This is a genomic window from Tanticharoenia sakaeratensis NBRC 103193 (assembly GCF_000963885.1).
GTDB classification, from domain to species: Bacteria; Pseudomonadota; Alphaproteobacteria; order Acetobacterales; family Acetobacteraceae; genus Tanticharoenia; species Tanticharoenia sakaeratensis.
Genome location: NZ_BALE01000011.1, coordinates 39,879 through 51,006, shown reverse-complemented (window position 1 = coordinate 51,006; position 11,128 = coordinate 39,879). Strand labels below are relative to the sequence as shown.

The window sequence follows — 11,128 nt, the reverse complement described above, 5'->3', positions numbered from 1 at the left end:
ACCCACAGCCCGTCTTCTCAGGAACCGCAGAACTCATGCCGTGACACCATGGTCATCCACCCTCGCGCGAAGGCATGAGGGCGGATGGCCTGTTTCCGGCTGCGCACACCAACGCGTCAGATGACCGCATGTCCGTGTGCCGCCGATACGTTCGCCGACTGACGCCAGATGCCCTGCTCCCCGGCTTGCGCTAGGGTCGAAGCCAATCAACGTTTCGCAGGCGACAATGACGGGCATCGCACAATACGAATTCCTGGTGGCCCTGATCGCCATCATTCTGGTGCTGGAAGCCTTTGCCCATGCCTGGCATCTGCCCCAGGCCGCGGTCCTGATCGTCGGCGGGTCCGCGCTGGCGCTCGTGCCGGGCATGCCACAGATCGAACCGGACCCCGAGCTGGTGCTGGCGATCTTCCTGCCGCCCCTCCTGATGAGCGGCGCCTTCCGCACGGTCTGGCGCGATTTCCGCGACAACATGGCCGGTATTCTCCTGCTCGCCGTCGGCGCCGTCGGATTCACGACACTGATAGTGGGCCTGGCCGTCCATTATGTGCTGCCGTCCATGCCGTGGGCCGTCTGTTTTGCCATCGGCGCGGTCGTGTCCCCGCCGGATGCGGTCGCAGCCGATGCCGTGCTGGCGCGCGTGCGGTTGCCGAGCCGGATCATAGCCCTTCTGCAGGGCGAGAGCCTGCTGAACGATGCGGCGGGCCTTGTGCTGTTGCGGTTTGCCATTGCCGCGGCCCTGACGGGCACGTTCAGCCTGACGCAGGCACTGGAGCAGTTCAGCATCCTGTCCGTGGGCGGCGTCGTGCTGGGCTATGCGCTGGGACAGGGCGGCCGGATCGTGGTGCGCCGCCTGCCCGAAAGCCGCCATGCCATCGCAGCCACCGTCCTGATCACCGCCATCGCCTATGTCGGCGCCGAGCGCCTGCATTTCTCGGGCGTACTGGCGACCGTTACCGCAGGCCTGACGCTCGGCTGGCACCAGCACCGCGACTTCTCGGCGACCCTGCGCGTGCGGGCCTTCGCGTTCTGGGATGTCCTCGTCTTCATCATGGAATCCCTGCTGTTCATCCTGATCGGCCTGTCGCTGCGCGGCGTCATCAATCACGTCACCAGCGTCGAGGACGCACTGCATACGCTGCTGCTGCCGGCGGCCACCGTCGTCGCGGCAACCGTGGTGGCCCGGTTCATATGGGTCTTTGCCTCCGATATCGTCCTGCGGGTCATGCAGGCCATCGGCCTGCGGCACCACAGCGCCCCCTCGTTCGCGGCGGCAACCGTCATGGGATGGGCCGGCATGCGCGGTGTCGTCACCCTGCTGGCCGCCCTGTCGCTGCCGGAGACCCTGCCGGGACGTGACGTGGCTCTGGTGAGCGCCTTCGGGATCATCGTCGCAAGCGTGCTGGTCCAGGGATCGACCCTTGGCGCGCTGATCCGCTGGCTCAGACTGGACAGCGCCGAGGAAGCCCGCGCGCAACGCGAAGCCGAGGCTCATGCCTGGGTCTCCATGGCCGACGCCCAGTATGCGGCCATTGCCCGTATGGGGGCCGAGCATCCGCGCCTGATGGAACAGTACCGATACCGCGCGATGATGGCGGCCGAAGCCCGCGATGCGCCCGATGCGTCCCGCACGCACGAGATTGCGCATTTCGCGGCCTTGCTTGCCGCGATCTCGGCCGGTCGCGGGACGATCCTGCATCTGCATCGCGCCGGCCGCATCCCCGACACGGTCCTGCGCGAAATGGAATACGAACTGGATCTGCAGCAGATGGTGGCCGAGGCGCGGCTCGCGGAGCCCGGCTGAACGGCCGCGCCCATTGAACCGCCATCCGCGAGGCGATAAAGCACCCCGGACATCCGAAGCCCCCCAGCCGGAAAGTGCCTCTGACCGCCATGACCGACACACAGCCCGATCCCCGGCCCGACCCTCAGATCGACCTGTCGTCCCGCAGCGCGCCAGCCCGCCTTGCGATCCGGCGCGCGTTGATCTCCGTGTCGGACAAGACGGGGCTTTTGGATCTGGGCCGCGCGCTGTCGACCCATGGCGCCGAGATCCTCTCGACCGGCGGGTCCGCCCGCGCGCTGCGGGACGCGGGCATCGCCGTGACCGAAATCGCCGATCACACCGGCTTTCCCGAAATTCTCGACGGCCGGGTCAAGACGCTCGTCCCCAAGGTGCATGGGGGCATTCTCGGCCGACGCGACCTGCCGACCCATCAGGCACAGATGGCCGAGCACGGCATTGCCCCGATCGATCTCGTGGCGGTGAACCTGTATCCGTTCGAGGCGACCGTCGCCTCCGGGGCCCCGTTCGCCGATTGTGTCGAGAACATCGACATCGGCGGACCGGCCCTGATCCGTGCGGCCGCCAAGAACCATGACGACGTCACGATCCTGACCGACCCCGCGCAGTATGACGCCCTGATCGCCGCCCTGCCCGACGGCGGCACGACGCTGGCCGATCGCCGCGCGTATGCGGCCGCGGCCTATGCCCGGACCGCGGCCTATGACGCCGCGATCGCAGCGTGGTTCGCCGGCCAGTCGGGCGATACGTTCCCGCAACGCCTGACGCTTTCGGGCGTGCGCCAGTCGCGCCTGCGCTATGGCGAGAACCCGCATCAGCAGGCCGCCTTCTACACGACGTCCGAAACGCGTCCGGGTGTTGCAACAGCCCGGCAGGCACAGGGCAAGTCGCTCAGCTACAACAACCTCAACGACACGGACGCGGCCTTCGAGGCCGTGGCCGAATTCGGGCGTCCCGCCGTCGTCATCGTCAAGCATGCCAATCCATGCGGCGTGGCCGAAGCCGAGACGATCTCGGCAGCATGGGATGCCGCCCTCGCCTGCGATCCGGTGTCCGCATTCGGCGGGATCGTGGCGCTGAACCGGACGCTGAACGGCGAGACCGCCGAAAAGATCGCGGGAATCTTCACGGAAGTCATCGTGGCGCCGGACGCGGACGAGGCGGCGCTCGCCGCGCTGGCCCGCAAGAAGAATCTGCGCCTCCTGCTGACGGGCAGTGTGCCGGATCCGTCCGTCCCGGGCCTGACGGTCCGTTCGCTGGCCGGCGGATTCCTCGCCCAGACGCGCGACAACGGCCGGATCCGCCGCGAGGATCTGCGCGTGGTCACCAGGCGCGCACCGACGGATGCCGAGCTGGACGACCTGCTGTTCGCCTTCCGCGTCGCCAAGCACGTCAAGTCCAATGCCGTAATCTACGCCAGGGGCGGCGCGACCGTGGGCATCGGGGCCGGCCAGATGTCTCGCGTGGACAGCGCGCGGATCGCAGCCCGCAAGAGCGAGGACGCGGCCCGCACGCTGGGTACGGGCCCCGCGCTGACCATCGGCTCGGTCGCGGCATCGGATGCGTTCTTTCCGTTCGCTGATGGCCTGGAGAGCGTGGTCGCGGCGGGTGCTGTCGCGGTCATCCAGCCGGGCGGCTCGATTCGCGATCAGGACGTGATCGATGCGGCCGACCGCGCCGGAATCGCCATGGTCTTCACCGGCATGCGGCATTTCCGTCACTGACGACAACAACCGGCCCGGCGCGCTGCGCCGGCTGTCGTCACTCTTTGCAAAATCCCTGCTTGGGGGCACAAGAGCAGGATCCGGGGCATTCGCCCCGACCTTGATCAGGTCAGGGGCCATGCCCCCGGACTCCCGACCGTTCCTCCGGCCCGACGTCGCAGGATCCGGGGCCCCGGCCCCGTTGGGGGTCCGGGACCGTGTCGCACCCCGACACCACGCCGGAGACGACACGATGCGCGCCCGCCATGCCTTTCTTTGCTGTGCGACACTGCTTGCCGCCACGATGTCCACGGCCCGGGCGGCGCCCTGCGCCTTCGACCTGACCTCCGTCCCCGAAACGAAAGGCGTTGTTTCCCAGACGCTGGCCGATCTGGATGGGCGCCTGCGCGGCGTGGTGCTGCAGAACGGCACCGAGATCGCCTTCCCGGAAAGCCTGCCGAAGACCGCACTCGATACGGCCCAGGTCGGCCATACCATCGTTGCGCGCGGCCTGTCGGCACCGTCCCTCGCCCTCGTCTCGGCCGTCTCGATCGACGGTCAGTGCGGCGCCTCCAACATCGCGCCGCCGGTCAACATGGGGGCGGCCGTACGGCTGGTGGCCCAGGGGACCGTCGCACGGACGCTTTACGACATTTCGGGCGCGCCGATCGGCGCGCTCCTGCGGGATCGGTCCGTGATCTGGCTGCCGCGCACAGAGGGCCCGCGCTATGCCGCATGGCTTGCCGCGGGGCGCCCGCTGTTCGCGGCCGGCGCGGGCGTGCATACGCTGGGCGGTCAGGTGATCGACGCCAGTGAACTCGGGCCCGACGGCGCCCACGTCGTCGACATCGACCAGTCCGCGCTACCGCCCGGCCCGGCGCCCGGCAGCCCCGACTATGACGAGATCGGCAACAACGACACGAGCAGGCGCTGACATCCTGTCCATCGGGCGATGATGGCGTATCCGGGCAGCAGACCTGGCCCGGATACGAATGCCTGCCGTGATGGCGCTCAGCGCCCCATCATGTGCCAGGTCGGCGCCGTTTCCTTGTACGGCGTCGGAAATTCCTCGATGAAATTGTTGAACTGCTGGTGATCGTAGAGTTTCGTCAGCGGCAGGCGGCGCTGGCCGCGGAATGCCGCGCGATAGCCGCGATTCAGCGCGCGCATGAAAATGCCGGGCCCGGTCTTGAAGGCGATGTAGAGATCGCGATGCCGATGGCAGTTGCGGTAGAGCGACATCATGCAGTCGCTGAGCAGCGCCGAGTTGGCACAGGCCCCGAAGAAGTCGTTGTGAACCTGATTGTCACGGGCAAGGAACAGGATATTTTCCCGTCCCGGCGGCACCATGGCCCCCAGATGCTGCGGCTGCTTCATGCGCAGATCGGCATCGAGCCACCAGCCGCCGAGCGCATGGATGACATGGACCCGCAGGAAGTCCGCGGCCTCGGCGGGGTGGCGTGCTTCCAGGAACAGGGAACGTGTTTCCACGCCGTGCATCTCGTAGAGCCACTGGGCGGCTTCTTCCCGCGAGAAGACCTTGAAACCGATCCCCGGCGCGCGGCTGTGATAGTCGATGTTGGCCTGGATTTCCTCGGGCGGGTTCTGGTCCCAGTACATGTAGACCACATTCGGAATCCGGAAGCGACGATCGACCCACTCGGTATCGCCGACCATGCTCGCGAAGCGGAAGAACTCCTTGGCCGTCTCAAGATAGATCCGGTCCACTTCCTCGCCGGTGTGGAATTCCTCGAAGCAGTTGCCCATGATCTGCAGGGCGCCCCAGTAGTCTTCATGAGCCCAAGCCCGTTCGACGCCCAGGATGTAGTGCTGATACGGGAGATTGAGCCGGCCGAGAGCCTCGACGAGCTGGGCCGGCAGGGGCTCGCGGGCCTTCAGGAGGCAGAGCAGATGGGCCTGCAGCAGGGACTGCGCGAGAGGATATTCGTGCGGGCTTCCGGAATGCATCGCATAGGCATGGTGATAAAAATAGGCCGCCTGCCGAACACGCCCATGCATATGAAGAATATTGGCGACCGCGAAACTGTGCTCGACGGTATCGATGCCGTGCTTTCTGGCGTATTCCGTGGCCTGATGGTCCAATCCGAAGTCGAGCGCCTGGGCATCGAGTTCAATATGCTTCACATATAACTCCAGTAGCCAGCATGGAGACGTCCGCCATGGCCGGGCGGGACCAATGACTACCGAACATCACAAGTTTCAAACCGTATCACGAACGCAACTAGCGGCAACAGGCCTGATGTGCCTCTGGGTGCCAGAATCGTCGGCCCCACAATACCGCTGACAGCGGCCCCGCGATCTCCTATGTATCGCCGCCATGACCGCGACCCCGCTTTCCCTGATCCGCAACTTCTCGATCATCGCGCATATCGACCACGGCAAGTCGACATTGGCCGACCGCCTGATCCAGGCCTGCGGTGCCCTGACCGCCCGCGAGATGAAGGCCCAGGTCCTCGATTCGATGGAGCTGGAGCAGGAGCGCGGCATCACCATCAAGGCGCAGACCGTGCGCCTGACCTATCCGGCTAAGGACGGCAACACCTACGTCCTCAACCTCATGGACACGCCGGGCCATGTCGACTTCGCCTATGAGGTCAGCCGGTCGCTCGCCGCATGCGAGGGATCGCTTCTGGTCGTCGATGCGAGCCAGGGTGTCGAGGCGCAGACGCTCGCCAACGTCTATCAGGCGATCGACGCCAATCACGAGATCGTCCCGGTCCTGAACAAGGTCGACCTGCCTGCGGCCGAGCCCGAACGGGTGCGCGCCCAGATCGAGGAAGTGATCGGCATCCCGGCGGACGACGCGGTGGAGATTTCAGCCAAGACCGGCCTGAACATCCCCGCGGTCCTCGAGGCGCTGGTCACGCGCCTTCCGGCACCGAAGGGTGACGAGAACGCACCGCTTCAGGCCCTGCTGGTCGACAGCTGGTACGATCCCTATCTCGGCGTCATCATTCTCGTGCGGATCATGAACGGGCGCCTGCGTCGCGGCGACAAGATCCGCATGATGCAGATGGGCTCGGTCTATCACGTCGATCAGGTCGGCGTGTTCCTGCCGAAGATGACCCCGGTCGACGATCTGGGGCCGGGCGAGATGGGCTATATCAACGCCGCCATCAAGACGGTCGCCGACTGCAACGTGGGCGACACGATCACGCTGGACCGCGCACCCGCGCCCCAGGCGCTGGCCGGCTTCAAGCCCTCGATCCCGGTGGTCTGGTGCGGGCTGTTCCCCGTCGATGCGGACGATTTCGAAAAGCTGCGCGACTCCCTGGGCAAGCTGCGCCTGAACGACGCCTCGTTCCACTTCGAGGCCGAGACCTCGGCAGCGCTGGGTTTCGGCTTCCGCTGCGGCTTCCTGGGCCTTCTGCACCTGGAGATCATCCAGGAGCGCCTGTCGCGCGAGTTCGATCTCGACCTGATCGCAACCGCACCTTCGGTCGTCTACAAGATGCACCTGACCGACGGCACGGAAGAGATGCTGCACAACCCGGCGGACATGCCGGACATCGCCAAGATCGAGAGCATCGAGGAGCCGTGGATCCGCGCCACCATCATGGTGCAGGACGACTATCTCGGCAGCGTGCTGACGCTGTGCTCCGAGCGGCGCGGCGTGCAGCTCGACCTGACCTATGTCGGCAACCGCGCGATGGCGGTCTACAAGCTCCCGCTGAACGAGGTGGTGTTCGATTTCTACGACCGCCTGAAGTCGCTGACCCGCGGCTACGCGAGCTTCGATTACCAGATGGACGATTACGAGGAGAGCGACCTCGTCAAGATCTCGATCCTGGTCAATCAGGAGCCAGTCGATGCCCTCGCGTTCGTGGCGCACCGCTCCGTCGCGGAAAAGCGCGGCCGGTCGATCTGCGCCAAGCTCAAGGAGCTGATCCCGCGGCAGCTCTTCAAGATCGCGATCCAGGCCGCCATTGGCTCGCGCGTGATCGCGCGCGAGACACTGGGCGCCATGTCCAAGGACGTGACCGCCAAATGTTATGGCGGCGACATCTCGCGCAAGCGCAAGCTTCTGGAGAAGCAGAAGGAAGGCAAGAAGCGCATGCGGCAGTTCGGCAAGGTCGAAATTCCGCAGAGCGCCTTCCTTGCCGCACTGAAGATGGACTGACGGCCCGCGCAATGCCGCGCACGGACAGATCGGTGGGCACGCAACGTCTTCGATCGTGACGGGTTGATACCTCCCGATCGACCGTGCATCGTTAACCGAACGCGATCCATGCCGTCGCACCTGAGCGAGAATTCATGATGGTCTCTGTCGCCGCCGTTCTTTTCGTCAAAAACGAGGCCGATGACATCGGCTGGTGGATCGCGCACCATCTCGCCATCGGCTTCACGTCGCTCATCATCTTCGACGATCACTCGACGGATGGGACATGGGAGATCCTCAACCATGCCCGGTCCATCCATGACATCCGGCTGCATCGGACCGACCAGAGCGAGCCGAACTTCTACTGGCGCCAGCGCAATTCGTATCTCGCGGCTATCGCCGAGTATCGCGATGCCTTCGACTGGCTCGGCTTCTTCGACGGGGACGAGTATTTCTATCCGGTCGAGGACGGGACAGTTGGCGAATTCCTGGCCCACTTCCCCGATGCCCACGGCGTTGCCGTCAGCTGGTGCATCTATGGCTCCGGCGGTCATGCCTTCAAACCGCTGAATGCGCCGGTCGAGGCCTATACCACCCATTCCCGGCCGGAGCTGCCGGACAACGAGCTGATCAAGTCGTTCATCCGGCCGAAGGTGTTCGGCGGCAGCTACATCGACCCCCATCGCTGGAACGTGGACGTCACGCGCTATGTCGCGCCGACGGGAAAGCCTGTCGAATGGCGCGGGTCCGGCATGGCACCGCAATGGGATCGGGCCAAGGTCCTGCATTTCGTCTGCCGGTCGATGCAGCACTATCTCGAGCGCATCGCCCGTCGCTCCGACCTCTATGATTCGACCGCCTTCTGGAATCATTTCGACCGCAACGAGGTCCAGGACCTGCGCCCCCTGCGGCTGCTGTCCGAGAGCAAGCGCATCAATGCGACGATCGGCCAGATCAGCCTGTCGGACCTGCACTGGCAGCTCCGGCGCGGCAGCGACGATCCGACCGGGCGCGCGCTCGAGCCCCTGGGCATCCGCCGCGTCGCGCGGCAAGGCACGTCGCGCCTGACCTCCGCTGCGCCCGAGATGGTCGCGACACCACCGCTCCTGTTCGCTCATGTCGAGACATATGCAGGCACGCGCCTGTTTCTCGATGCAGCCTCCGGCTGGGTACGAAACGCAGCACCTGAAGCCGTTCCGGACGATGCGGTATTGTGGCTTGCCTATACGACGCCGGAGTCGCCGCTGCCCGGACATCCGCCACAGGCCCGGGGCATCCTGTTTGCGGGCACCGCCATGCCGGACCAGTCGACCGGCCTGCCGGTCGCCGGCTCGCCGGTCCTCCTGAACTGGCTCCCGGTCGAACTCGACATGACCGAGGAAGGCGTGACGCTTCGGTCTCCGGTCAGCCATCACTATTTCAGCGCGCATCCCGAAAGCGGCGGCGTCGAGGCCAACCGCGGCGGTGTCGGCGAGTGGGAGCGGTTCCGGCTGGTCGATGTCGCACCGTCCGAATCCATACAGGCCATCCTGCGCCCCTATCTGGCGCTGACGGCGGATGGACCTAGTCTGCGCGCGCTGGTCGCGGGAATTGGTCGACTTGAGGCACCGTCGCACGATGCGCTGGGCTGTGCGCTCGCCTTCCTGCCGCCGGACGAGCAGAAACTGCTGATGCGTACCTTTCCGGGGCGAATCCCGTCCTGGCTGCGAAACTGGATTTCCTGACCCGAGCCCTCTGATCCCGGGCACCCGTTGCCTGCCGACCGGCGCGGCAGGATGCCTTCGACGATCCTGTCCGTTCCGCTGCGCGAAGACTGACGGCGCCAGACGGGCAACGCCCGGGGCGCGCGCGACAGACGCGCCGGCAGGATCTGCCGCGCCCGGCATTGCGGCACCATGCCCAGCATATTTTTGCGCGTCCCCTTTCCCTTTGTTCGCCAAAGCAGGCAGGATGGCGCGGGCCGCTGTCGTCCTGCCCAAAGCCAAGAGCCATCTGTTGCCAGAACCCGCCGCTCCGACCGTGACCGCATCCGGGTCGACAGACCCGAAGACCACACGTCCTGCCGCGCGGTTCTGCACCGGCGACATCATGCGTCACGTCATGACGATGGCCGGAACCGGCGCCATCGGCCTGATGGCGGTGTTCGCGGTCGATCTCCTGAATTTCTTCTACATCTCCCGGCTGCATGACCCGAACCTGACGGCCGCGATCGCCTTCACGGCCTCGGTGTCCTACGTGCAGATCGCGGTCTCGATCGGCATGACGATCGGGCTGGGCGCGGTCATCGGGCGCATGCTCGGCGCGCGGCGCTTCGAAGACGCCCGCCGGACGGCGTCCGCGTTCCTCGTCGTCATGCTGGGCGTCGCCTTCCTGCTCGGCATCACGACGGCCGTGTTTGCGCCTCTCCTGCTGCGCCTCCTGGGTGCACAGGGCATGGCACTCGATCATGCCGTCATGTTCCTGCGCACCGTCTCCCCGGCTCTGCCGCTGATCTCGTTCGGCATGGGCCTGTCGGCGCTGCTGCGCGCGGTCGGCGATGCGAAGCAGGCGATGCGTGTGACCCTGACCGGCGCCATCATCTCCGCCACGCTCGATCCGCTCCTGATCCTGGTCCTGCATTTCGGGCTGGAGGGCGCTGCGATCAGCACCATCCTCGCCCGGGCCGCAACGACGGTGTCCGGGCTGATCTGCCTGCGCCGCCACGATCTGCTCGAACGGCCCCGTCTGCATGCGATCCCCGATGCCACGCGCCAGATCGGCGGCGTCGCCCTGCCCGCGATCGCGACCAACCTCGCAACGCCGGTTGCCGGCGCCTACATGACCCGCGCCATCGCGCGCTTCGGGCTCGATGCGGTGTCCGGACAGGCGGCGCTGGATCGCATCGTGCCCGTGGCTTTCGCGCTGGTCTTCGCCCTGACCGGATCGGTCGGGCCGATCATGTCGCAGAATCTGGGCGCGGGGCAGGTCGATCGCGTGCGCGAGGCGCTGATCGCGGCCCTGAAGATCACGGCCGCCTGCGTCGGCGTCACCTGGGCGGTCCTTGCGGCAGGCGAGCCACTGGTCGTCTGGCTGTTCAACCTGCATGGAGCCGGCATTCAGATCGCGCATCTGTTCTGCCGCTGGACGGTGTCAGGCTATCTGTTCATCGGCCTGTTGTTCGTGGCCAACACCGCATTCAACAATCTCGGCCATCCCCTTTACTCGACCATGTTCAACTGGGGCCGGGCAACGCTCGGAACGATCCCGTTCGTGGCCGTCGGGCTGCATTTCGGCCCGTCAGGCATCCTGATCGGCTTCGCGCTCGGGGCGACCCTGTTCGGATCGGCCGCCATCGTCACGGCTTTTCACGTGATCCGCACCCTTCCCCTGCGCATGATGCAACAGCGTCCGGCTGCCGGCAGCGATCTGCCGACGCGCACGGATGCGGAAGCCATGATGGAGCTTCAGGAGGAAGGGGCCTGACCGCCCCTTACCATTAACCCTGGCCCGCGCGTCGTCACA

General features: G+C 66.1%; 7 protein-coding genes. 6 read left to right on the top strand and 1 reads right to left on the bottom strand.

The window, feature by feature from the left end; translation table 11 throughout:
• Positions 1 to 226: 226 nt before the first annotated feature.
• The 3 genes from B8446_RS05715 (at position 227) to B8446_RS05705 (ending at position 4,441) form a co-directional block, all read left to right on the top strand.
• A complete protein-coding gene (locus B8446_RS05715) occupies positions 227 to 1,804 on the top strand; it encodes a Na+/H+ antiporter (RefSeq protein WP_048848163.1) in 1,578 nt (525 codons plus the stop codon).
• 89 nt (positions 1,805 to 1,893) lie between these two features.
• Positions 1,894 to 3,528, top strand: a complete 1,635-nt coding sequence (purH, locus tag B8446_RS05710) for a bifunctional phosphoribosylaminoimidazolecarboxamide formyltransferase/IMP cyclohydrolase (RefSeq protein WP_084712102.1) — start codon at positions 1,894 to 1,896, stop codon at positions 3,526 to 3,528.
• A 232-nt stretch (positions 3,529 to 3,760) separates the two neighbouring features.
• Positions 3,761 to 4,441 (top strand): hypothetical protein, encoded by a 681-nt coding sequence (locus tag B8446_RS05705; RefSeq protein WP_048848161.1) that lies wholly within the window; start codon positions 3,761 to 3,763, stop codon positions 4,439 to 4,441.
• A 77-nt stretch (positions 4,442 to 4,518) separates the two neighbouring features.
• Here B8446_RS05705 and B8446_RS05700 read toward each other — a convergent pair whose 3' ends face one another.
• Positions 4,519 to 5,652 carry a glycosyltransferase family 32 protein gene (locus B8446_RS05700; protein WP_148505866.1) on the bottom strand — a complete coding sequence of 378 codons (1,134 nt, stop codon included), beginning with the start codon at positions 5,650 to 5,652 and terminating at the stop codon, positions 4,519 to 4,521.
• Positions 5,653 to 5,845: 193 nt separating this feature from the next.
• Here B8446_RS05700 and lepA point away from each other — a divergent pair, with 193 nt between their 5' ends.
• The 3 genes from lepA to B8446_RS05685 all read left to right on the top strand — a co-directional run bounded on the left by lepA (position 5,846) and on the right by B8446_RS05685 (position 11,089).
• The gene (gene lepA, locus B8446_RS05695) at positions 5,846 to 7,648 is read left to right on the top strand and encodes a translation elongation factor 4 (RefSeq protein ID WP_048848157.1); all 1,803 of its coding nucleotides are present in this window, start codon (positions 5,846 to 5,848) and stop codon (positions 7,646 to 7,648) included.
• A 134-nt stretch (positions 7,649 to 7,782) separates the two neighbouring features.
• Complete coding sequence (locus B8446_RS05690) at positions 7,783 to 9,351, top strand: glycosyltransferase family 2 protein (RefSeq protein WP_053053718.1); 1,569 nt, start codon at positions 7,783 to 7,785, stop codon at positions 9,349 to 9,351.
• 364 nt (positions 9,352 to 9,715) lie between these two features.
• A complete protein-coding gene (locus B8446_RS05685; RefSeq protein ID WP_048848179.1) occupies positions 9,716 to 11,089 on the top strand; it encodes an MATE family efflux transporter in 1,374 nt (457 codons plus the stop codon).
• Positions 11,090 to 11,128: the final 39 nt, after the last annotated feature.